This is a genomic window from Stenotrophomonas sp. PUT21 (assembly GCF_052232875.1).
Lineage (GTDB): Bacteria > Pseudomonadota > Gammaproteobacteria > Xanthomonadales > Xanthomonadaceae > Stenotrophomonas > Stenotrophomonas maltophilia_N.
Genome location: NZ_CP197645.1, coordinates 199,830 through 221,143, shown reverse-complemented (window position 1 = coordinate 221,143; position 21,314 = coordinate 199,830). Strand labels below are relative to the sequence as shown.

Here is a 21,314-nt window from a genome sequence, read left to right as displayed (position 1 = left end):
GGCTTCTGCCGTTCAGCGAAGCCGACGATGCGCCTCTCCCAGTTCCACCTGCACACCACCAAGGAAACCCCCAGCGACGCGGAGCTGACCAGCCACCGCTTGATGCTGCGCGCGGGCATGATCCGCAAGCTGGCCTCGGGGCTGTACACCTGGTCGCCGCTGGGCCTGCGCGTGCTGCGCAAGGTCGAGCGCATCGTGCGTGAGGAAATGGAGCGTGCCGGCGCGGTGGAATTCCAGATTCCGACCATCCAGCCCAAGGAACTGTGGGAAGCCACCGGCCGCTGGGAAAAGTTCGGCCCGCAGCTGCTCAAGATCAAGGATCGCAAGGAGCAGGTGTTCTGCTACAGCCCGACCGCTGAAGAAGCCGCCGCCGATTTCGCGCGCCAGGAACTGTCCAGCTACAAGCAGCTGCCGGTCAACTTCTTCCAGATCCAGACCAAGTTCCGCGATGAGATCCGCCCGCGCTTCGGCGTGATGCGCTCGCGCGAATTCCTGATGAAGGATGCATATTCTTTCCACCTGCACGATGAGTGCCTGGTGCGCGAATATGAAAACATGAAGTCGGCCTATGCCCGCATCTTCACCCGCCTGGGCCTGGATTTCCGCATGGTGCAGGCCGACTCCGGCGCGATCGGTGGCGACGCCTCGCAGGAATTCCACGTGATCGCCGAGTCCGGCGAAGATGCGCTGGTGTTTTCCACCGGTTCGGATTACGCGGCCAATATGGAAGCCGCCATCGCTGCCGCTCCCGGCGAGCGCCCGGCCGGCAGCGAATCACTGCGCAAGGTCGAAACGCCCACGCAGAAAACCTGCGAGGCGGTGGCCGCCCTGCTTGGCCTGGGCCTGGAGCGCACGGTCAAGTCGATTGCGATCATGAGCGAAGCCGGTTTCGTGCTGGCGCTGGTGCGCGGCGATCACGACGTCAATGAAATCAAGCTGGGCAAGGTCGAGGGCCTGCAGGGCTATCGCATGGCCAGCGAGGCGGAGATCGCCACGCACCTGGGCAGCGAGCCGGGCTTCCTCGGCCCGCTCAATCCGGCCCAGCCGATCCGCATCGTGGCCGACCGCGACGTCGCCGCACTGGCCGATTTCGTCATCGGTGCCAATGAAGCCGGTTTCCATATCGCCGGCGTCAACTGGGGCCGCGACCTGCCCGAACCGGAAGTAGCGGACATCCGCAACGCCAAGGCCGGTGATCGTGCCGCCGATGGCGGTGAACTGAAGATCGCGCGCGGTATCGAAGTCGGCCACGTGTTCCAGCTCGGCCGCCAGTACGCGCAGGCGTTGAATGCGACCGTGCTCGACGAGAACGGCAAGGCCGCGGTATTGGCGATGGGCTGCTACGGCATCGGTATTTCGCGCATCGTCGCCGCGGCGATCGAGCAGAATCATGACGACGCCGGCATTATCTGGCCCGACGCGATGGCGCCGTGGCAGGTGGTGGTCTGCATGATCAACCCGAAGCAGGACGAGACCGTGGCGGCCACCGCCGCCGACCTGCTGGCACAGCTGCAGGCCGCCGGCCTGGACGTGGCACTGGACGACCGCGGCCTGCGCCCGGGCGCGATGTTCGCCGACATGGAACTGATCGGTGTCCCGCACCGGATCGTGGTCTCCGAACGCGGCGTCGCCGCCGGCACGTTCGAGTACCGCGCGCGCAATGCCGCCGAAGCGGAGGTCCTCGACAAGGACGCACTGCTGGCGAAATTGACGAAGTAATGACAAAGGCCGGGTGAGTAACCCGGCCTTTTCAATGGCGGACCCGGTTTCAATATCTCCGGTTTGTTTGTGTATTTCGCAAAAGAGAATGTATGCTGTTTCCGATGCCAAGGACCGGCTCACCCTGTCCTTAATATATTGCGGAGTAGTAGATGAGCATTGACCTGAGCGGCCTGTCCGCCAAAGAGCTGGGCGCGCTGATCAAGAACGCCAAGAAGCAGCAGACCATCGTGGCCAAGCGTCCGGCGATCAGCAAGGTCCGCGCACAGCTGACCAAGCTGGCCAAGGCCCAGGGCTATTCGGTGGAAGAACTGTTCGGCGGCGCCGCCCCGGCCGCACGCGGCCGTGCCGCAAAGGCCACCAAGGCTCCGGCCAAGGCCGTGCGCAAGCTTGGCAAGGTCGCCCCGAAGTACCGCAACCCGGCCAACCCGAAGGAAACCTGGACCGGCCGTGGCAAGCAGCCGCGTTGGCTGGCCGCGCATACCGCCAAGGGCAAGAAGGTCGAAGAGTTCCTGATCAAGAAGTAAGCCGGTCAGTCACTGCTGCATATGAAAACGCCGGCCTCGCGCCGGCGTTTTCTTATCCATTGATCGAGCGGGCCTGGCCCGCGCGGTCAGAGATTCTTGCGCGCCGGGATCAGCAGGTTGCCGAACAGCAGGCCGGCCACCAGCGCCATCACCACGTTGAGCACGGTCATCAACACCGTCTGCCCGGCGCTCATGTCCTGCTGCTGGACCAGCGTCAGCACGCCGCGAAGGCTGGTGCTGCCAGGCACCAGCATGATGATGCCGGGCAGGCGGATGATCGCGCCCGGCCGCTGCGCCAGGCGACCGAACAGATTGCCCGCCGCGGTCAGCAGCATCGCCGACATGAAAATGCCCGCCGGTATGCCCCAGGCCTGGCCCGCGAACTTGGAAATCGCATAGCCGGCCACCGCCGCGGCCATCACCCACGGGAAATCGCGGCGGTTGGCTTTGAACAGCATCGCGAACGCGAACGCGGCCAGCAGCAACGCGCCCCACTCGACCCAATCGGCCTGCGGCCGCGAAGCACGCACCAGCGGCTCCAGCCCGACGATGCCGGACAGGGTCACCGCGATCACCGCGCCCACGGTGAGTTTCAGGATCGTGGTCACCGCACCGGCAAACCGCGCCGTGCCCGACACCCAATGCTGGCTGGCCAGTTCGTTGACCGCATTGGTCAGCGACATTCCGGGCAGCAGCACCACCAGCGAGGCGATGATCACCGTGTTGAGGTTGAGCGCCCCGATGAAGGAGGCCACCAGCGTGGCCACCGAGCCGGCCAGCAGGGCCGCCAGCGCTTCGTTGGCTTCGCGCGTGGCCGGGCGGCGGTCGGTATACATGCCCATGACGCCGATCAGCAGGCCGATCACGCCAGCGGTGGCGATATCCAGCCACGGCAGTTTCCACAGGCCGGCCACGCCCGCCGCGCCCAGGCTGTAGGACAGAATGGTGCGGATCTTGCCCCAGCGGCCGGGGTCCTTGTCCAGCTGGCGCAGTGCGGTATGGCCCTGCGCGATGCTCATGGTGCCGTTGGCCACCGCGTCGGTGATCTGGTCGGCGATGCTGAGTTTATGCAGGTCGTTCTCGCCCGGTGCCAGCCGGATCACGCGGGTAATGTCCGATGAACCGATGGCCTTGGTCGGGTCACTGAAACTCAGGATCAGGCCAGTCGGGTTCGACCACGGCTCGCAATCCAGGTCCAGGCGCTGCGCCAGCGCGACCACGGCTGCCTCCAGCCGCTGCGCGGTGGTGCCATAGCTGTGCAGGCGCCCGGCCATTTCCGAAACGAAGGCCACGCGCTGTGCGTAGGTGGCCGGTGGTGCAACGATGGTGGGGGCGTCGGCAGACATGCGCCGTAGTATTACCCGAACACGCCCCGGCCTGAGGAATCCCGGTGTCATCGTGCGCCGGTGTGCGGGCGCTGGGCGCACTGACCGACGCGTTCAGCCTGCTCCGGCGCATACGCGAGCCATGCACCCGGACAGGTTATGCTGCGCGCAGGACGCCTACATGACCTCAGACCAAGCCCCCCATCTCGAGCAGGATGCCCAGGACCCCGGCCTGATCCGGTTGTCTGGCCATTGGACACTACGCACCGCGCTGGACGCGGCCGAAGTGCTGCGCGGCCTTCCGGAGAAAGTGACCGGGCTGGACGCCAGCGGGATCACCCTGCTCGACTCGGCCGGCGTGCTGCAGCTGCTGCGCGTGGCCCACCGTGCCGACCTCGGCGAGGACGCGGTGACGTTCCGCGAAGAACATCGCGCACTGGTCTCCACCATCGAGGAAGTTGCCGACGACCGCCCCAAGGCCAAGCGCGACTTCGGCGTGCTGGCCGCGCTGGAGCGGCTGGGTGTCAGCGTGCATGGCATGGGCCACAACATCGTGGCGTTGGCCAGTTTCCTGGGCGAGAACCTGGTCAAGGGTGCGCGCCTGATCAAGGAACCGCGCCGTTTCCGTCTCACTGCCACCGTCGCCCAGATGGAGCAGGTCGGCCTGGACGCGGTGCCGCTGGTGGCCCTGTTGTCGTACCTGGTCGGCGCGGTGATCGCCTTCCTCGGCTCCACGATCCTGCGCGACTTCGGCGCAGAGATCTATGTGGTCGAACTGGTCAGCATCGCCTTCCTGCGCGAGTTCGCGGTGCTGTTGACCGCCATCGTGCTGGCCGGCCGCACCGCCAGTGCGTTCACCGCGCAGATCGGTGCGATGAAGGCGCGCGAAGAAATCGACGCGATGAAGACGCTCGGCCTGGACCCGGTCGACCTGCTGGTGCTGCCGCGCCTGATCGCCTTGCTGATCACGCTGCCGCTGCTGACCTTCATCGCGATGGTCGCCGGCCTGGCCGGTGGCATCACCGTGGGCGCGTTCGATCTGGATATCCCGCCGCAGATGTATATCGCGCGGATGCACGACACCATGGAAGTGCGCAACATGCTGGTCGGCCTGTCCAAGGCCCCGGTGTTCGCGCTGGTGATCGGCCTGATCGGCTGTCTGGAAGGCCTCAAGGTTGAAGGCACCGCGCAGTCGGTCGGCGAGCGCACCACCTCCAGCGTGGTACAGGCGATTTCGCTGGTGATCATCCTCGATGCGTTCGCCGCACTGTGGTTCATGAAGATGGGCTGGTAACCGATGATCACCGACACCGCCCCGGCCGCTGACCGCGACGACGCCGCCACCGACGACGGTGAACTGCTGATCCGTGTGCGCGGGCTGACCAACCGGTTCGGCGCGCAGGTCGTGCACGACGGGCTGGACCTGGATGTGCGCCGCGGCGAGATCCTCGGCGTGGTCGGCGGCTCGGGTACCGGCAAATCGGTGTTGATGCGCAGCATCCTTGGTCTGCGTACGCCCGACGATGGCCAGATCGAGGTGCTGGGCGTCGACGCCCGCTCCAGCGACCCGGCCAACCGCCTGCATATCGAGCGCAACACCGGCGTGCTGTTCCAGGATGGCGCGCTGTTTTCCTCGCTGACCGTGGGCGAGAACGTGCAGGTGCCGCTGAAGGAACATCACGGCGAGCTGCCCGAGCGCTGGCATTACGAGCTGGCCCTGCTCAAGGTGAAGCTGGCCGGGCTGCCCGCCGATGCGATCAACAAGCTGCCTTCGCAGCTGTCCGGCGGCATGCGCAAGCGCGCCGGCCTGGCCAGGGCGCTGGCGCTGGACCCGCCGCTGCTGTTCCTCGATGAGCCCACCGCAGGGTTGGATCCGATCGGCGCGGCCGCCTTCGACCGCCTGATCAAGACCCTGCAGGAAGCACTGGGCCTGACGGTCTTCCTGATCACACACGATCTGGACACGCTGTATGCGATCTGTGACCGGGTGGCGGTGCTGGCCGACAAGAAGGTCATCGCCAATGCCCCGCTGCACGAGATCGAACAACTGGACCACCCGTGGATCCAGGAGTACTTCCACGGACCGCGCGCGCGTGCTGCGCGCGATGCAAAGCACGAGAGCGAGTAAGCCATGGAAACCAAAGCCAATTACGTCCTGATCGGCGCCTTCACCCTGATAGTGGGCCTGGCGCTGCTGGCCTTCGGCCTGTGGGCCGCCAAGTACTCCTCCGACCGCACCTGGACCGAGTACCGCGTGGTGTTCCGCGAGGCCGTCACCGGCCTGTCGGTGGGCAGCCCGGTGCAGTACAACGGCATCGCGGTCGGCTCGATCACCGAGCTGAACCTGGTGCCGGACGACCCGCGCCAGGTGGTCGCGCGGATCCGCCTGAACTCCAATACGCCGGTCAAGACCGACACCCGCGCCAAGCTGGCGATCACCAGCCTGACCGGCCCGTCGATCATCCAGCTCAGTGGGGGCACGCCGCAATCGCCCGCGCTGACCGCGGTCAACAAGGATCCGGCGCCGATCATCCCGACCACGCCTTCCGCGCTGCAGAACATCACCGACGTGGCCAACCGCATCGTCGAGCGGATGGACCAGGTGCTCAGCGACCGCAACGTGGCCAGCATCAATGCGACCCTGGCCAACCTGGAAACCATCAGCGGCGGCCTGGCCGACCGTGACCAGGGCACCCAGGCGCTGCTGCTCAGCGCGCGTGATGCCGCCCGCAGCCTGGATGTCACCCTCAAGAGCACCAACGGCACCATCCAGCGCCTGGACAAGAACCTGGTGCAGCAGCTGCCGCCGATCCTGGACAAGCTGGAGACCACGCTGAGCAAGCTGGATTCGGCCGCCGGCAATGCCGACTCGATCCTTGGCGAGAACCGCGCCGCGATCAACAGCTTCGCCAACGATGGCCTGGCCCAGCTCGGCCCGACCCTGACCGAGCTGCGCGGCCTGATCCGCGACCTGCGCCGGGTCAGCGACCGCCTGGACAACAACCCGGCACGCTATCTGCTCGGCCGCGACGCACCCAAGGAGTTCGAACCCAAATGAGCCGCCCGACCTTCTTCCGGCCCCTGCTGCCGATCGCCCTGATCGCCGCGCTTGGCGGCTGCTCGCTGCTGGGCAGCAACGAGCGCAGCGCAGTGACCATCTATTCGCCCGTGGTGCGCATCCAGGCCGACCCCAGCTGGCCGACCGTCGACTGGCAGCTGGTGCTGGTCAAGCCCAGCGCCGCGCGCGTGGTCGACAGCCCGCGCATCAACGTACGCCCGACCCCCTCCGAACTGGAGGTCTACAAGGGCGTGAGCTGGGCCCAGCCGGCCACCGACATGCTCGACGACGCGCTGGTGCGCGGCTTCGAGGATTCCGGCCGCATCAACGGCGTCGCCCGCGTCACCACCGGCATCCGTGCCGACTACAAGCTGGCGATGGACGTGCGCCGCTTCGAAGCTGACTACCGCGGCCAGGCCACGCCGACCGCGCTGATCGAAGTCAACGCCAAGCTGATCCACGTGATCGACCAGCGCGTCGTCGCCGATCGCACCTTCCGCCAGGAAAACCCGGTCGGCAGCACCGACGTCGCCCAGGTCACCGCCGCGCTGGAACAGGGGCTGCAGACGCTGACCACAAACGTGGTGGGCTGGACGCTGGTCACCGGCGAGCAGGATCACGCCCGCGCTGCGGTCACGCCGACCCGGGTGCGGTAATCCAGCGGAAGGTCAGATTGAGGCGCTCGGCCAGCGGTCGCGCGCTTTTGGGCAGGGAATGCTGGTAATGGCGCTGGGTCTGCCCGCCCATCACCAGCAGATCGCCATGGTCCAGCAGCACCTCGGCCTTTTTGGCATGGTCGTCCCGGCGGCGCAGCAGGAACCGCCGCGGCGCGCCCAGGCTCAATGACGCGATCACGGGCGCCGGCCCAAGCTCGGCCTCGTTGTCACTATGCCAGCCCATTCCGTCATCGCCATCGCGGTAGCGATTGAGCAGCACGCTGTTGAACGGCGCGCCGCAGAAGGTTGCCAGCTGATCGCGCAGCGGCAGCAGCGCCGGATGCCAGGGCTCGGGCACGAACGCGGTGCCGGAATAGCGGTAGCGCGCGGCCGGGTCGCCCATCCAGCAGCTCAGCCGCGGGGAATCGACCTGGCGGCCGAAGATGCGGATCTTGTGCACTTCCCACGGGACATCGTCGCGGAGCGTGCGCTGAAGGGTGTCGGCGGCGTCGCGGGAGAGCCAATGGCGGTGCCAGTGCACCTGGGCGTCGGGGAGGTGGAGATCCATGGGGTGACGCTAGCACGTGCGGATTTGCCCGTGCGCAGGCAAACCCCGAGAATGGCGGCCACCCCGTTGTGCCGCTGGAGCCCGCATGCCTGCTGTCGTTTTTCCCTGGATCGAGGTCCGTCGCGCGTGAGCACGATCAAGACCAGGCTGCGCCAGGCGCTCTTCGTGGCGCTCCGCACCGGATTTCGGACGTTGCCCCTGTCCGATGACCAGCGTGATCGGCTTCGCGCGCGCTTCCTGCGCGATCACGGCGACTGGGTCCCGCCACCGCCCCGCGGCCACATCGATGCCACGGCAGCGACTGTCCATCGCCCGCTGCAGCGCGCCGATGAGGCTGCGATCGGCTACGTACCGCATCGGGTGGATACGTTGCCCGCGCAGCTGCCCGCGACGCTGGTGGCGTTCTACCTGCCGCAGTTCCATCCCTTCGCCGAGAATGATGCGTGGTGGGGCAAGGGGTTCACCGAATGGCGCAACGTCACCCGCGCCCTGCCCCAGTTCGAGGGCCACATCCAGCCGCGCCTGCCCGCTGACCTGGGGTTCTATGATCTGCGCAACCCGCAGACCATGCGCGACCAGGCGCAACTGGCCGGCGAGTACGGCATCGGCGCATTCTGCTTCTACTACTACTGGTTCAGCGGCACCACGTTGATGGAGGACCCGCTGCGCCAGTGGCTGGCCGATGACAGCATCGACCTGCCGTTCTGCCTGTGCTGGGCCAACGAGAACTGGGCCCGGCGCTGGGACGGTCGCGACGAGGACATCCTGATCGGACAGCAGCACAGCGCCGAAGATGATCTAGCCTTCATCGCCCACGTCGCCCACTACCTGCGGGATCGCCGGGCACTGAAGGTGGACGGTAAGCCCATGCTGCTGGTCTACCGCCCGCACCTGCTGCCCGATGCACGCGCCACCGCCCAGCGCTGGCGGCAGTGGTGCTTGGACAACGGCATCGGCGAGATCCATCTGGCGTATGTACAAGGCTTCGAACGCCCGGATCCGCGTGACATCGGCTTCGACGCGGCTGTCGAGTTCCCGCCGAACATGAGCAACCCGCGCTCGCTCACTGCCGACCAGTACCTGATCAACCCGGATTTCGAGGGCGACGTGCGCGACTGGCGCGAGCTGGCCGCAGAAAGCGCCGCGCGCCCGCTGCCGTCTTACACGCTTTATCCGGGGGTCAACCCGGGCTGGGACAACGAAGCACGCCGCTCCGGCAAGGGCCGCGTCTACCTGCATGCCTCGCCGCGCGGCTACGGCGACTGGTTGTCGACCACCGTGCACACGCGCTTGGCCGCGGTGTCGGCCGACCAGCGATTGGTGTTCATCAACGCGTGGAATGAGTGGGCCGAGGGCGCGGTGCTGGAGCCGGATGCCCGCTTGGGACACGCGTACCTGCAAGCGACGCGCGATGCGCTGAATGCGCCGACGGTGCAGGGCGTCGTGACCCGCCCCTGCGTGGTGATACATGCGTGGTACCTGGACGTGCTCGCCGAACTGCTTGCCGATCTGGGCGCCAGTGGGCTGGCGTGGAGGATCGTGATCACCACGACCGAAGAAAAACGCAACGACGTGCAGCGGGCGGTAACGGATGCCCATCTCGATGCGGAGATCGAAGTGTTCGCCAACCATGGCCGCGACATCCTGCCCTTCCTCCAAGTCGCCGAACGTCTGTACCAAGACGGCGAACAGATCGTACTCAAACTGCATACCAAGAGGTCCACGCATCGCAGCGACGGCGAAGACTGGCGGCGCGAGCTGACCCGTCGATTGCTGGATGCTGACCGTGCGGGACGGATCTTCCAAGGCTTCGCCGAAGATGAATCGCTGGGCTTGGTGGCCCCGGAAGGGCACGTCCAGCCCCTGCATTTCTATTGGGGTGCCAACCAGCGCAACGTAGGCGCCCTGTTGGCCCGGCTTGGCCTGCCGGCGGCCGACATCGACACCGATACCTTCGTCGCGGGCAGCATGTTCTGGGTGCGCTTGTCGTCGCTACGGCCGTTGCTGGATGCGCATCTCTACTGTTCGGCATTCGATACCGAGGCCGGACAGCTCGATGGCACGCTGGCGCACGCGATCGAGCGCATCATCTCGCTGGTGGTGCGTAGCAGCGGAAAACGCGAAGCGACAGCTGCGAGCCTGTTGGGCGAGGTATTCGATGCCGGTCAGCCCTACCGCTTCGCGCAGAAGGGCTGACTTCGCTCGCGGACCGCCCCGATGCGTCGGGGCGGCTTTCACATCAAGCCGTAGCGAACGCCACGCCGGTCTTTTCCTTCAGCTCATCGATGCCGACGCCCGGGGCCGCCTCGACCAGCACCAGCCCCTTGTCGGTGACATCGAACACGGCCAGCTCGGTGATGATCCGATCGACCACGCCCACGCCGGTCAGCGGCAGCGTGCACTCGGGCAGGATCTTGTGCTCACCGCTCTTGGCGGTGTGCTCCATCAGCACCACCACGCGCTGCACGCCGGCGACCAGATCCATCGCGCCGCCCATCCCCTTCACCATCTTGCCCGGCACCATCCAGTTCGCGAGGTCGCCCTTGTCGGTGACCTGCATCGCGCCGAGGATGGCCAGGTTGATGTGGCCGCCGCGGATCATCGCGAAGCTGTCGTGGCTGCCGAAGTAGCTGGCGCCCGCGCGTGCGGTCACCGTCTGCTTGCCGGCATTGATCAGGTCGGCATCCACTTCGGCCTCGGTCGGGAACGGTCCGATGCCGAGCAGGCCGTTCTCGGACTGCAGCCACACATCCACGCCGTCGGGAATGTGGTTGGCGACCAGCGTCGGCAGGCCGATGCCCAGGTTGACGTAGGCGCCGTCGGTCAGTTCGCGCGCGGCGCGCTGTGCCATTTCATCGCGGGTCCAGGCCATCTCAGTTCGCCTCCTGGCGCACGGTACGCTGTTCGATACGCTTCTCGGGGTGCGGGTTGTGCACGATGCGGTGCACGTAGATGCCCGGCAGGTGCACCTGGTCCGGGTCGATGCTGCCCACCGGCACCACCTCTTCCACTTCCACGATGCACAGCTTGCCGGCCATCGCGCAGGCCGGGTTGAAGTTGCGCGCGGTCTTGCGGAACACCAGGTTGCCGGCCTCGTCTGCCTTCCAGGCTTTGACCAGCGCTACGTCGGCCCGCAGCGCGGTCTCCATCACGTAGTGCTTGCCATCGAACTCGCGGGTTTCCTTGCCTTCGGCCACCACCGTGCCGTAACCGGTCGCGGTGAAGAAGGCCGGAATGCCAGCGCCACCGGCGCGCAGCCGCTCGGCCAGGGTGCCCTGCGGATTGAACTCCAGCTCCAGCTCACCGGCCAGGTACTGGCGCTCGAACTCTTTGTTCTCGCCCACGTAGGACGAGATCATTTTCCGGATCTGGCGGGTCGCCAGCAGCTGGCCGAGGCCGAAGCCATCCACGCCCGCATTATTGGAGATCACGGTCAGATCCCTGGCGCCGGTATCGCGCAGCGCGGCGATCAGGGCCTCGGGAATACCGCACAGGCCGAACCCGCCGACCGCCAGGGTCTGACCGTCGGCGATTGCACCTTGCAGCGCCTCGGCCGCACTGGCGTACTGCTTGCCACGTCGCCCGGCGTTGTCTGGGGACTTGCTCATCTACGCCCTCACCTCGTTGATGTAAGTGGCCATTGTAGCCATTGCCCGAGCCTTTCCCCGGCCTGGGGTCCCGCGTTGCCCCGACCCGCCCCGGTGAAAACGATTCCCATACACGGCAGCGGCTAAACTACTGCGCTGACTGTCAGAAGGACTGAAAAGATGACGCTCCCCGCTTTCAAGGCGTACGACATCCGCGGCCGGGTTCCGGATGAACTGAACGAAGATCTGGCCCGCCGCATCGGTGTGGCGCTGGCAGCGCAGCTGTCGCCCGGCACGGTGGTCGTCGGCCACGATGTCCGCCTGACCAGCGGGGCCCTCCAGGATGCCCTGGCCGCCGGCCTACGTGGCGCCGGCCGTGAAGTGCTGGATATCGGCCTGTGCGGCACCGAGGAAGTCTATTTCCAGGTGGATCATCTGAAGGCGGCCGGTGGCGTGATGGTCACCGCCAGCCATAATCCGATGGATTACAACGGGATGAAGCTGGTCAAGGAGCAGGCGCGCCCGATCAGCTCCGATACCGGCCTGTTCGCGATCTCCGATGCGGTCGAGGCCGACCAGGCGCCCGCCGCCGCGCCGAGCGCCGGCCTGCAGTCGCATCCGGACAAGAGCGCCTACATCACGCATCTGCTGAGCTACATCGAACCCAAGGCGCTCAAGCCGCTGAAGCTCGTGGTCAATGCCGGCAACGGTGGCGCCGGCACGATCGTCGATCTGCTGGCCCCGCATCTGCCATTGGAGTTCATCCGCATCTGCCACGAGCCCGATGGCAGCTTCCCCAACGGCATCCCCAATCCGTTGCTGCCGGAAAACCGCGAGCTCACCGCGCAGGCCGTGCGCGAGCATGGCGCGGACTTCGGCATCGCCTGGGATGGCGATTTCGACCGCTGCTTCTTCTTCGACCACAACGGTCGCTTCATCGAAGGCTATTACCTGGTCGGTCTGCTCGCCCAGGCGATTCTGGCACGCCAACCCGGCGGCAAGATCGTGCACGACCCGCGCCTGACGTGGAACACCGTGGAAATGGTGGAGGAAGCCGGTGGCCAGCCGGTGCTGTGCAAGAGCGGCCACGCCTTCATCAAGGAAAAGATGCGCTCCGAAAATGCCGTCTACGGCGGCGAGATGAGTGCGCACCATTATTTCCGCGAGTTTGCCTACGCCGATTCCGGCATGATCCCGTGGCTATTGATCGCCGCGCTGGTCTCCGAATCCGGCCGCTCGCTGGCCGATCTGGTCGAAGCGCGCATGCAGAAGTTCCCGTGCAGCGGCGAGATCAACTTCAAGGTGGCCGACGCCAAGCGTTCCGTCGCCCGCGTGATGGAGCACTACGCGGCGCAGGCACCGTCGCTGGACCATACCGATGGCATCAGCGCCGATTTCGGCGACTGGCGCTTCAACCTGCGCAGCTCCAACACCGAGCCGCTGCTGCGCCTGAATGTTGAAACCCGCGGCGACGCAGCACTGCTGCGCGCGCGCACCGATGAAATTTCGCAGTTGCTCAAGGACGCCTGAGGCGAGTACCCCCCACCATGCAGAATCTTCTTCCCGTCATCCTCTCCGGTGGCTCCGGCACCCGCCTGTGGCCGCTGTCGCGCGAGTCCTACCCAAAGCAGTTCCTGGCCCTGGCCGGTGAACAGACGATGCTGCAGGCCACGTGGCAGCGCGTGGCGCCGATTGCCGGCCGCGCGCCTCTGATCGTCGCCAACGAGGAACACCGCTTCGTAGCTGCCGAGCAGCTGCAGCAGCTCGGCGTGGAGCCGCAGGCGATCCTGCTCGAGCCGGTCGGCCGCAACACCGCACCGGCGATCGCAGTGGCCGCATTGGAAGCGACCCGGGATGGCGATGACGCGCTGCTGCTGGTGCTGCCCTCGGACCATGTGATCGCCGACGAGAACGCATTCCGTGCCGCGGTACTGCGTGCGGTGCCGGCGGCGGAATCCGGCAAACTGGTGACGTTTGGTATCGTGCCGACCGGCCCGGAAACCGGCTACGGCTACATCAAGGCCGCCTCGGGTGGTGATGTCCGTGCGGTGGATCGGTTTGTCGAGAAGCCGGATGCGGAGACCGCGAGTGCTTACGTGCAATCGGGCGAGTACTTCTGGAACAGCGGGATGTTCCTGTTCAAGGCCTCGCGCTTCCTGGCCGAGCTGGAGAAGTTCCATCCCGCCATGCTCGCCGGCAGCCGCACCGCCTGGCAGCAGGCGCGCCGCGACAGCGATTTCACCCGCCTGGACAAAGACGCCTTCGCCGCCGTGCCGTCGGACTCCATCGATTACGCGGTGATGGAAAAGACCGCCGATGCCGTGGTCGTGCCGCTGGATGCCGGCTGGAACGACGTGGGTTCGTGGACCGCGCTGCGTGACGTGTCCGAACAGGATGGGGATGGTAACGCGCACCACGGCGACGTGATCGCGATCGACTGCCGAAATACCTTTGCCTACGGCGAGCGCCTGATCGCCCTGGTCGGCCTGGACGACGTGATCGTGGTGGAAACCGATGACGCGGTCATGGTCGGCAAGAGCGACCGGATGCAGGAGATCAAGCAGGTGGTGGCGCGGATCAAGGCCGATGGCCGTCCCGAAGCGACCTGGCACCGCAAGGTGTACCGCCCGTGGGGCGCCTACGACTCGATCGACAATGGCGCCCGCTTCCAGGTCAAGCGCATCACGGTCAAGCCGGGTGCAACGCTGAGCCTGCAGATGCATCACCACCGCGCCGAACACTGGATTGTGGTCAGCGGTACGGCCGAGGTCACGCGGGGCGATGAAGTGCTGCTGCTCACCGAAAACCAGAGCACCTACATCCCGCTGGGCGTCACCCATCGCCTGAAGAACCCGGGCAAGCTGCCACTGGAGCTGATCGAAGTGCAGTCCGGTAGTTACCTGGGCGAAGACGATATCGTGCGGTTCGAGGATACGTACGGGCGGAGTTGAGCGTATGGATGAACCATGAAAAAACCCGGCCAAGGCCGGGTTTTTTCATTGCCGGTAGAGCAACGCCATGCGTGGCTGCCCTGCCCGGGATTCTGACTCCGCGTCAGCCACGCATGGCGTGGGTCTACGCCCGGGTCAGCAGTCCGCGATGACCCGCTTCAGGCCTTCCTGCCAGCGTGGCAGCACGATGCCGAAGTCCTGCTCCAGCTTCGCCACATCCAGGTGCGAATACGCAGGACGCCTGGCCGGCGTCGGGTACTCGGCCGTGGTGATCGCCTCGACGGTCGGCGCGCGCGGCAGTACGCCTGCTGCTACCGCCTCGGCAAAGATCGCTTCGGCAAAGCCGTGCCAGCTGGTTTCACCCTTGGCGGTCAGGTGCCAGGTGCCCGACAACCCACCGCCCTGCTGCAGCGCCTGCGCGGTCACATCGGCAATCAGCGCCGCTGGTGTCGGCGTTCCGACCTGGTCGGCGACCACGCGAAGCACATCACGATCCGCGCCGACCCGCAGCATGGTGCGCAGGAAATTGGCGCTGTGCGAGGCATACACCCACGCCGTACGGAAGATCAGGTGCCGCCCACCGGCCACACGGATGGCGCCCTCACCGGCCAGCTTGCTGGCACCATACACGCCGAGCGGTGCCGTCGCGTCATCCTCGCGATAGGGGCGCGTGCCCTGCCCGTCGAAGACGTAGTCGGTGGAGTAATGCACCAGCGAGACGCCGGCTTGTGCGCACCAGCGCGCCAGCACCCCCGGTGCCTCGGCGTTCGCACGGAAGGCGGCATCGCGATTTTCCTCGGCGCGGTCCACAGCGGTATAGGCCGCTGCGTTGACCACCACGCTCGGACGGAGGCGATCCAGCAGTGCGGTGAGCGAGCTGGGCTGATCGAAATCGGCCACCTCGCACGCGCCGCCATCGGGCAGCACGCCGCTGCGCGTGGTCGCCACGATCGTGCCCAGCGGAGCCAGCGCGCGTTGCAGTTCACGACCGAGCTGGCCGTTGGCACCCAGCAGCAGAATCACGGCTGATAGACCGGCAGGCGGTCCTCGGCGATGTCCTTCAGGAACGGCGCGGCTTCATCCTTGCCCGAGAGCGTTGGTGCGCTGATCGGCCAATCGACGGCGACGTCGGCATCGTTCCAGCGTACGCCAGCATCGAAGTCCTTCAAGTACACTTCGGTGCACAAATAGCTGAAGACCGCACGCTCGCTGAGCACGGCAAAGCCGTGTGCGAACCCTTCCGGAATCCAGAACTGCTTCTTGTTGTCCGCGCTCAGCACCACCGCTTCCCACTGGCCGAACGTCGGCGAGCCGCGGCGGATGTCCACGGCCACGTCATAGACCTCGCCTTCGAGCACGCTAACCAGCTTGCCCTGCGGCCGCGGCCACTGGTAATGCAGGCCACGCAGCACGCCCTTGGCCGAGGTGGAGACGTTGCTCTGAACGAACTTCGTGGGCAGGCCGTGCTGGCCGAAACGCTCGGCGTTCCAAGTTTCAAAGAAAAACCCGCGCTCGTCACCGAACACGGCCGGCTCGATCACGACGCAACCTGGCAGCTTGGTCTCGACAATTTTCACGGCACCACTCCTCGCACAGCCAGCGTGTGCAGATACTGGCCGTAGCCGTTCTTGATCAGCGGCGCCGCCAGCGCCTCCAGCTGTTCGGCGGTGATCCAGCCCTGGCCAAAGGCGATTTCTTCCGGACAGCAGACCTGCAGGCCCTGACGGGTCTGGATGGTCTCGATGAAGTTGGAGGCTTCCAGCAGTGACTGGTGCGTACCGGTGTCCAGCCACGCATAGCCCCGGCCCAGCGCTTCCAGATGCAGGTTGCCCTCGCGCAGGTAACGCTGGTTGAGATCGGTGATCTCCAGCTCGCCACGCGGCGACGGCTTCAGCTCGGCGGCATACTCGCTGGCATGGCCGTCGTAGAAGTACAGGCCGGTGACCGCATAGTTGGAACGCGGCTTCTCCGGCTTCTCGACCAGGTCGATCACCTTGCCGGCCTTGTCGAATTCGGCCACGCCGTAGCGCTCCGGATCATTGACCCAGTAACCGAACACCGTGGCCCCGGTATCGCGCTGGTCGGCATTGCGCAGCACTTCACGCAGGCCATGACCGTGGAAGATGTTGTCGCCCAGCACCAGGCAGCTCGGCTTGCCGCCGATGAAGTCCTTGCCGATCAGGTAGGCCTGCGCCAGCCCATCCGGACTCGGCTGCACGGCGTACTCGATGTTCATGCCCCACTGCGAGCCATCGCCGAGCAGGCTCTGGAACAGCGCCTGCTCGTGCGGCGTGTTGATGATCAACACGTCGCGGATCCCGGCCAGCATCAGCACGCTGAGGGGATAATAGATCATCGGCTTGTCGTACACGGGCAGCAACTGCTTGCTGACGCCCTTGGTGATCGGATACAGGCGGGTGCCCGAACCACCCGCGAGGATGATGCCCTTGCGTTGAGTCATGCGGTTGTCCTCTGTCTGGTGATCACCGCCCTCAGGCGGTGGTGCCGATGCGCTGCAGGCGGTAGCTTCCGTCCAGCACGCCGTTGACCCAGGCCTGGTTGTCCAGGTACCAGTCCACGGTGAAGCCGATGCCCTGCTCGAAGGTGTACTTCGGCTCCCAGCCCAGCTGGTCCTTGAGCTTGGAGGCATCGATCGCGTAGCGGCGGTCATGGCCGGGGCGGTCGGTCACATAGGTAATCTGGCTGGCGCGCGGCTGGCCATCCTCACGCGGGCGGCGTGCATCGAGCAGTGCGCAGATCGCCTGCACCACTTCGATGTTCTGCTTCTCGGAGTTGCCGCCGACGTTGTAGGTCTCGCCGACCTGGCCCTTGGCCAGCACGGTGCGGATCGCTTCGCAGTGGTCGCTCACGAACAGCCAGTCGCGCACCTGCTTGCCATCGCCGTAGACCGGCAGCGGTTCGCCGGCCAGGGCCTTGGCGATCACCAGCGGGATCAGCTTCTCGGGGAAGTGGTACGGGCCGTAGTTGTTGGAGCAGTTGGTGGTCAGCACCGGCAACCCGTAGGTGTGGTGGAACGCGCGCACCAGATGGTCCGAGGCCGCCTTGGACGCCGAGTACGGCGAGTTGGGCGCGTACGGGGTGGTCTCGCTGAACTTGCCGGTCTCGCCGAGGGTGCCGTACACCTCATCGGTGGACACGTGCAGGAAGCGGAACGCCTGGCCCTTGTCCGTCGGCAGTGCCTTCCAGTAATCGCGAACGGCTTCCAGCAGCGCCAGGGTGCCGACCACGTTGGTCTGGATGAAGGCGCCGGGGCCGTCGATGGAGCGGTCCACGTGGCTTTCGGCGGCGAAGTTCAGCACGGCGTCCGGGCGGTGTTCGGCCAGCAGGCGGGCGACGAGCGCCGGGTCGCCGATGTCGCCTTCGACGAACACGTGGTCCGGGTTGCCGTCCAGAGAGGCCAGCGTCTTGAGGTTGCCCGCGTAGGTCAGCGCATCGAGATTGATGACGCGCACGCCTTTGGCGACCGCTTCGAGGACAAAGTTACCGCCAATGAATCCGGCTCCGCCGGTGACAAGCCATGTGGGCACCAAAAGATTCTCCTTGAGTAGAGCTACCCGCGGATGGAAGCAGCCCCCCGCAGAACTAGACCCCCAAGGATACAGCGCCGCCGGCCGACGATCCTTAAATTGAACGATCCGGCTACGCTGCCACCAGGGTCCAGACCTTGATATCCGCCGGGAGCAGGCCCAATAGCGGGGCCAATACGGCCAGAACCCCTGTCGTTGCCAGAGCCTTCGTAGCGGAAACAGAGCGGTCGTAACGTATCCGCGCGTACAACCCCCGTACGCTTATTGACTTCAAGGTACGGACACTGTGTAAGCGCAGGCCCGCCCGTGCACCCAATGCTGCCATTGTCCGGTCATCGAGGTAGTGCACATGGGGGGAAGGGAAGCCCTTTTGCCACATGCGATCGAAGCTGGCGGAGAGACCAATGCCGGCCATTACCCGTGAAGTTCGATACAGCACCCCCGTCCGCGCTGGGGCATTGATCACAATCATCCCACCAGGCAGAAGATGACGTGCACATGCGTGCAAAGCCGCACGGATATCGGGGATGTGCTCCATGACGTCATTGAAAATGATGACGTCAAAAGAATCGTCTGCGGCCAACACATCTGGAAAGAAACCACGTCGAGCAGGCAGTCCCCGCGCAGTAGCCAGCTCCGCTACACGCGCGTCCGGTTCGATTCCCAGCACATCAAAATGGCCGGCTGCGGCTTCAAGAAACCAACCATGAGCGCAGCCAACATCCAGCAGCCTGGGGCGTCGACCGTCATGGGGGAAGCGCGCTGCCAGCTCCTCGGCAAGAATTCGGAAATTACGCTGCCGCAACGTCCCCAGGCCCTCTTCGCGCAGAACTTCATCCAGCACCTCGCGATCACCTTGGAGATCGATGTCGACCTGCAACGTGCTTCCCTCGTAGGTGCAGCGGGTACATTGGCGGTGCCAACTCTGAAGACCTTTGCTCAATGGTTGTTCGCAAGCAGGACAGTGACCGACTTCCATTCATTGGTCTCCTCAGGCTAGGACTCGGGTGGCGAGGCAGCGGAAAGTACGGACTCGCGACGGCTGGGGGACGTACTGAGGCTGAGGATACTAGCGACAGGGCTGGGAATCTTGCTGCAGGTGCAGCAGGCCTGCAGCCTCCATACGCATTCGCATGGTGCCGCTGCGCCAGTTAGAATCGCTGTCCCACCCGAGAACCGGTTGCTGTGTACAGAACCGGACGTTCCCCCCGTTATTGAAGGATCGAGCACCAGATGAAAATCCTCGTCGCGTACAAGCGCGTGGTGGACTACAACGTCCGCATTCAGGTCAAGCCGGACGGTTCCGGCGTGGTCACCGACGGCGTCAAGCTGTCCCCCAACCCGTTCGATGAAATCGCCCTGGAAGAAGCGCTGCGCCTGCGTGACAAGGGCATCGCCACCGAGGTCGTGGTTGCCACGATCGCACCGGCCGATGCCCAGGCGCACCTGCGCAACGGCCTGGCCATGGGCGCCAACCGCGCCATCCATGTGATGACCGACCAGGCCATCCAGCCGCTGACGGCGGCTCGTACCCTGCTCAAGCTGGTGGAGAAGGAACAGCCGGACCTGGTGATCCTCGGCAAGCAGGCCATCGATGACGATGCCAACCAGACCGGCCAGATGCTGGCCACGCTGTGGGGGCGCCCGCAGGCGACCTTCGCCAGCAGGCTGGAGATCGCCGACGGCAAGGCCACGGTCACCCGTGAAGTCGACGCCGGCCTGGAAACGCTGGAAGTCGACCTGCCGGCCGTGGTCACCACCGACCTGCGCCTGAACGAGCCGCGCTTCATCAAGCTGCCCGACATCATGAAGGCCAAGGCCAAGCCGCTGGAGACCCTGCAGCTGGCCGACCTCGGCGTTGAAGCCGCCGATACCTTCAAGACCACCCAGTACGCGGCGCCGGTCAAGCGCAGCAAGGGCGTGATGGTCAAGGACGCGGCCGAACTGGTCGCTGCACTCAAGCAGAAGGGGTTGCTGTAATGACCAAGATCCTCGTTGTCGCTGAACACCACGACGGCAAGCTCAACGCCGCCACCGCCAAGACCGTGAGCGCAGCCGCTGCGATCAGCGGCGCCAGCATCGATGTGGTGGTGCTGGCCGCGGACCCGACCGCGGCCGCCGCTGAAGCGGCCCAGCTGGCCGGCGTCGCCAAGGTGCTGACCGTGGCCAACGCCGCCAACGCGCAGGCGCTGGCCCAGGTGCTGGCCCCGCAGATCGCGAAGCTGGCCACCGGCTACACCCACGTGTTCGGCCCCTCGACCACCTTCGGCAAGGACCTCATGCCGTGCGTGGCCGCCCTGCTGGGCGTCAACCAGGTCTCCGACCTCATGACCGTCGAAGGCAGCCACAGCTTCAAGCGCCCGATCTATGCGGGCAACGCGATCATCACCGTGGACGTGCCGGCCGACCAGATCGTGGTCGCTACCGTGCGTGCAGCCTCCTGGCCGGAAGCGGCCAAGGGTGGCAGCGCCAGCGTGGAAGCGGCCAGCGTCGATGCGGCCCTGCCGACCCACACCCGCTTCGTCGGCCTGGCGGCCGGTGCCACCGACCGCCCGGACCTGCAGAGCGCCAAGCGCGTGGTCTCCGGCGGCCGTGGTGTCGGATCAGAAGAGAACTTCAAGGTGATCTTCCAGCTGGCCGACAAGCTCGGGGCCGCCGTGGGTGCCTCCCGCGCCGCCGTGGATGCCGGCTATGTGCCCAGCGACCTGCAGGTCGGCCAGACCGGCAAGATCATCTCGCCGGAGCTGTACGTGGCGGTGGGCATCAGCGGTGCCATCCAGCACCTGACCGGGATCAAGGACGCCGGCACCATCGTAGCGATCAACAAGGATCCGGACTCGCCGATCTTCGAGATCGCCGATATCGGGCTGGTGGGGGATCTGTTCACCCTGCTGCCGGAACTGGAAAAGGCGCTTTGAGGCATTCGTCCACCTCAGACAGGGGCGCCGCGAGGCGCTCCCTGTCAGCCGGATGAGCGATGCCACATGATTCCGCGCCTTATTCGTTTCCTGCTGTCCGGTTGCTCCGCTGCCGCAGTTGAATACCTGGTGTTCCTCGGGATGCAGACAGCTTTCGGTAACCGCTGGCTGCTCGTCAGTCAGTCGACCAGCTTCGCATGCGGCTTCGTAGTCAGCTTTCTACTCAACCGCCGCTGGGTGTTCCGCAGCGAGAACACCTGGACTACCGAACTGGCGCGCTACGGTGCGCTTGCAGCAGTTAACTTGGTGCTGGGCAACTTCGCCATGGTGATGCTGGTTGACCATGCACACGTCCATGTCCTGCTCGCCAAGTTCATGGTGATGGGCATGATCGCGGCGTGGAACTACCTGTTGTTCTCACGACTGGTATTCAGGCCATCTTCCGGCCCTAGATGAC

General features: G+C 65.7%; 20 protein-coding genes and 1 pseudogene. 12 read left to right on the top strand and 9 right to left on the bottom strand.

The window, feature by feature from the left end; genetic code table 11:
• Positions 1-27 precede the first annotated feature (27 nt).
• Both ACTT2I_RS01015 and ACTT2I_RS01010 read left to right on the top strand, forming a co-directional pair.
• The gene (locus tag ACTT2I_RS01015; protein ID WP_088432074.1) at positions 28-1,719 is read left to right on the top strand and encodes a proline--tRNA ligase; all 1,692 of its coding nucleotides are present in this window, start codon (positions 28-30) and stop codon (positions 1,717-1,719) included.
• A gap of 152 nt (positions 1,720-1,871) precedes the next feature.
• Positions 1,872-2,243, top strand: a pseudogene (locus ACTT2I_RS01010) (H-NS histone family protein); the annotation flags it as partial.
• An 89-nt stretch (positions 2,244-2,332) separates the two neighbouring features.
• On the opposite strand, the gene ACTT2I_RS01005 reads toward ACTT2I_RS01010, so the two are convergent.
• Positions 2,333-3,592, bottom strand: a complete 1,260-nt coding sequence (locus tag ACTT2I_RS01005) for a threonine/serine ThrE exporter family protein (protein ID WP_088432072.1) — start codon at positions 3,590-3,592, stop codon at positions 2,333-2,335.
• Positions 3,593-3,713: 121 nt separating this feature from the next.
• On the opposite strand from ACTT2I_RS01005, the gene ACTT2I_RS01000 reads away from it, so the two are divergent.
• The 4 genes from ACTT2I_RS01000 to ACTT2I_RS00985 are packed head-to-tail and all read left to right on the top strand — an operon-like array spanning position 3,714 to position 7,285.
• A complete protein-coding gene (locus ACTT2I_RS01000) occupies positions 3,714-4,865 on the top strand; it encodes an ABC transporter permease (protein WP_421100227.1) in 1,152 nt (383 codons plus the stop codon).
• Positions 4,866-4,868: 3 nt separating this feature from the next.
• Positions 4,869-5,699 (top strand): ABC transporter ATP-binding protein, encoded by an 831-nt coding sequence (locus tag ACTT2I_RS00995; RefSeq protein WP_088432071.1) that lies wholly within the window; start codon positions 4,869-4,871, stop codon positions 5,697-5,699.
• A 3-nt stretch (positions 5,700-5,702) separates the two neighbouring features.
• Positions 5,703-6,629 (top strand): MlaD family protein, encoded by a 927-nt coding sequence (locus ACTT2I_RS00990; RefSeq protein ID WP_019182569.1) that lies wholly within the window; start codon positions 5,703-5,705, stop codon positions 6,627-6,629.
• On the top strand, positions 6,626-7,285 hold the full coding sequence (locus tag ACTT2I_RS00985) for an ABC-type transport auxiliary lipoprotein family protein (RefSeq protein ID WP_088432069.1): 660 nt from the start codon (positions 6,626-6,628) through the stop codon (positions 7,283-7,285). The genes ACTT2I_RS00990 and ACTT2I_RS00985 overlap by 4 nt, the downstream gene beginning before the upstream one ends.
• On the opposite strand, the gene ACTT2I_RS00980 is transcribed toward ACTT2I_RS00985, so the two are convergent.
• Positions 7,263-7,853 carry an alpha-ketoglutarate-dependent dioxygenase AlkB family protein gene (locus tag ACTT2I_RS00980; RefSeq protein WP_421100228.1) on the bottom strand — a complete coding sequence of 197 codons (591 nt, stop codon included), beginning with the start codon at positions 7,851-7,853 and terminating at the stop codon, positions 7,263-7,265. The genes ACTT2I_RS00985 and ACTT2I_RS00980 overlap by 23 nt on opposite strands.
• A 126-nt stretch (positions 7,854-7,979) precedes the next feature.
• On the opposite strand from ACTT2I_RS00980, the gene ACTT2I_RS00975 reads away from it, so the two are divergent.
• Complete coding sequence (locus ACTT2I_RS00975) at positions 7,980-10,049, top strand: glycoside hydrolase family 99-like domain-containing protein (RefSeq protein ID WP_421100229.1); 2,070 nt, start codon at positions 7,980-7,982, stop codon at positions 10,047-10,049.
• Between the two features lie 43 nt (positions 10,050-10,092).
• On the opposite strand, the gene ACTT2I_RS00970 is transcribed toward ACTT2I_RS00975, so the two are convergent.
• Positions 10,093-10,725, bottom strand: a complete 633-nt coding sequence (locus ACTT2I_RS00970; RefSeq protein ID WP_346491863.1) for a CoA transferase subunit B — start codon at positions 10,723-10,725, stop codon at positions 10,093-10,095.
• A gap of 1 nt (position 10,726) precedes the next feature.
• Positions 10,727-11,461, bottom strand: a complete 735-nt coding sequence (locus ACTT2I_RS00965) for a CoA transferase subunit A (RefSeq protein WP_421100230.1) — start codon at positions 11,459-11,461, stop codon at positions 10,727-10,729.
• Between the two features lie 159 nt (positions 11,462-11,620).
• On the opposite strand from ACTT2I_RS00965, the gene ACTT2I_RS00960 reads away from it, so the two are divergent.
• Positions 11,621-12,970: a phosphomannomutase gene (locus ACTT2I_RS00960; RefSeq protein WP_421100231.1), complete on the top strand. Its 1,350-nt coding sequence runs from the start codon at positions 11,621-11,623 to the stop codon at positions 12,968-12,970.
• 17 nt (positions 12,971-12,987) lie between these two features.
• The gene (locus tag ACTT2I_RS00955; RefSeq protein ID WP_421100232.1) at positions 12,988-14,391 is read left to right on the top strand and encodes a mannose-1-phosphate guanylyltransferase/mannose-6-phosphate isomerase; all 1,404 of its coding nucleotides are present in this window, start codon (positions 12,988-12,990) and stop codon (positions 14,389-14,391) included.
• A 135-nt stretch (positions 14,392-14,526) separates the two neighbouring features.
• Here ACTT2I_RS00955 and rfbD read toward each other — a convergent pair whose 3' ends face one another.
• The 5 genes from rfbD to ACTT2I_RS00930 form a co-directional block, all read right to left on the bottom strand.
• Positions 14,527-15,414, bottom strand: a complete 888-nt coding sequence (gene rfbD / locus ACTT2I_RS00950; RefSeq protein ID WP_421100233.1) for a dTDP-4-dehydrorhamnose reductase — start codon at positions 15,412-15,414, stop codon at positions 14,527-14,529.
• Positions 15,411-15,968, bottom strand: a complete 558-nt coding sequence (rfbC, locus tag ACTT2I_RS00945) for a dTDP-4-dehydrorhamnose 3,5-epimerase (RefSeq protein WP_346491858.1) — start codon at positions 15,966-15,968, stop codon at positions 15,411-15,413. The genes rfbD and rfbC overlap by 4 nt, the downstream gene beginning before the upstream one ends.
• Positions 15,965-16,852: a glucose-1-phosphate thymidylyltransferase RfbA gene (gene rfbA / locus ACTT2I_RS00940; RefSeq protein WP_421100234.1), complete on the bottom strand. Its 888-nt coding sequence runs from the start codon at positions 16,850-16,852 to the stop codon at positions 15,965-15,967. Before rfbA ends, rfbC begins: the two co-directional genes overlap by 4 nt.
• A gap of 31 nt (positions 16,853-16,883) precedes the next feature.
• A complete protein-coding gene (rfbB, locus tag ACTT2I_RS00935) occupies positions 16,884-17,939 on the bottom strand; it encodes a dTDP-glucose 4,6-dehydratase (RefSeq protein ID WP_421100235.1) in 1,056 nt (351 codons plus the stop codon).
• A 112-nt stretch (positions 17,940-18,051) separates the two neighbouring features.
• Complete coding sequence (locus tag ACTT2I_RS00930) at positions 18,052-18,819, bottom strand: class I SAM-dependent methyltransferase (protein WP_421100236.1); 768 nt, start codon at positions 18,817-18,819, stop codon at positions 18,052-18,054.
• 353 nt (positions 18,820-19,172) lie between these two features.
• On the opposite strand from ACTT2I_RS00930, the gene ACTT2I_RS00925 reads away from it, so the two are divergent.
• The 3 genes from ACTT2I_RS00925 (at position 19,173) to ACTT2I_RS00915 (ending at position 21,313) form a co-directional block, all read left to right on the top strand.
• On the top strand, positions 19,173-19,919 hold the full coding sequence (locus ACTT2I_RS00925; RefSeq protein ID WP_421100237.1) for an electron transfer flavoprotein subunit beta/FixA family protein: 747 nt from the start codon (positions 19,173-19,175) through the stop codon (positions 19,917-19,919).
• Complete coding sequence (locus ACTT2I_RS00920) at positions 19,919-20,857, top strand: electron transfer flavoprotein subunit alpha/FixB family protein (protein WP_421100238.1); 939 nt, start codon at positions 19,919-19,921, stop codon at positions 20,855-20,857. Before ACTT2I_RS00925 ends, ACTT2I_RS00920 begins: the two co-directional genes overlap by 1 nt.
• Positions 20,858-20,923: 66 nt before the next feature.
• Positions 20,924-21,313: a GtrA family protein gene (locus ACTT2I_RS00915; RefSeq protein ID WP_421100239.1), complete on the top strand. Its 390-nt coding sequence runs from the start codon at positions 20,924-20,926 to the stop codon at positions 21,311-21,313.
• Position 21,314: the final 1 nt, after the last annotated feature.

Coding starts and splice junctions, on each gene's coding strand:
- ACTT2I_RS01015 (WP_088432074.1), top strand. CDS start 28: ATGCGCCTCTCCCAGTTCCACCTGCACACCACCAAGGAAACCCCCAGC.
- ACTT2I_RS01005 (WP_088432072.1), bottom strand. CDS start 3,592: ATGTCTGCCGACGCCCCCACCATCGTTGCACCACCGGCCACCTACGCA.
- ACTT2I_RS01000 (WP_421100227.1), top strand. CDS start 3,714: ATGCACCCGGACAGGTTATGCTGCGCGCAGGACGCCTACATGACCTCA.
- ACTT2I_RS00995 (WP_088432071.1), top strand. CDS start 4,869: ATGATCACCGACACCGCCCCGGCCGCTGACCGCGACGACGCCGCCACC.
- ACTT2I_RS00990 (WP_019182569.1), top strand. CDS start 5,703: ATGGAAACCAAAGCCAATTACGTCCTGATCGGCGCCTTCACCCTGATA.
- ACTT2I_RS00985 (WP_088432069.1), top strand. CDS start 6,626: ATGAGCCGCCCGACCTTCTTCCGGCCCCTGCTGCCGATCGCCCTGATC.
- ACTT2I_RS00980 (WP_421100228.1), bottom strand. CDS start 7,853: ATGGATCTCCACCTCCCCGACGCCCAGGTGCACTGGCACCGCCATTGG.
- ACTT2I_RS00970 (WP_346491863.1), bottom strand. CDS start 10,725: ATGGCCTGGACCCGCGATGAAATGGCACAGCGCGCCGCGCGCGAACTG.
- ACTT2I_RS00965 (WP_421100230.1), bottom strand. CDS start 11,461: ATGAGCAAGTCCCCAGACAACGCCGGGCGACGTGGCAAGCAGTACGCC.
- ACTT2I_RS00960 (WP_421100231.1), top strand. CDS start 11,621: ATGACGCTCCCCGCTTTCAAGGCGTACGACATCCGCGGCCGGGTTCCG.
- ACTT2I_RS00955 (WP_421100232.1), top strand. CDS start 12,988: ATGCAGAATCTTCTTCCCGTCATCCTCTCCGGTGGCTCCGGCACCCGC.
- rfbA (WP_421100234.1), bottom strand. CDS start 16,852: ATGACTCAACGCAAGGGCATCATCCTCGCGGGTGGTTCGGGCACCCGC.
- ACTT2I_RS00925 (WP_421100237.1), top strand. CDS start 19,173: ATGAAAATCCTCGTCGCGTACAAGCGCGTGGTGGACTACAACGTCCGC.
- ACTT2I_RS00920 (WP_421100238.1), top strand. CDS start 19,919: ATGACCAAGATCCTCGTTGTCGCTGAACACCACGACGGCAAGCTCAAC.
- ACTT2I_RS00915 (WP_421100239.1), top strand. CDS start 20,924: ATGATTCCGCGCCTTATTCGTTTCCTGCTGTCCGGTTGCTCCGCTGCC.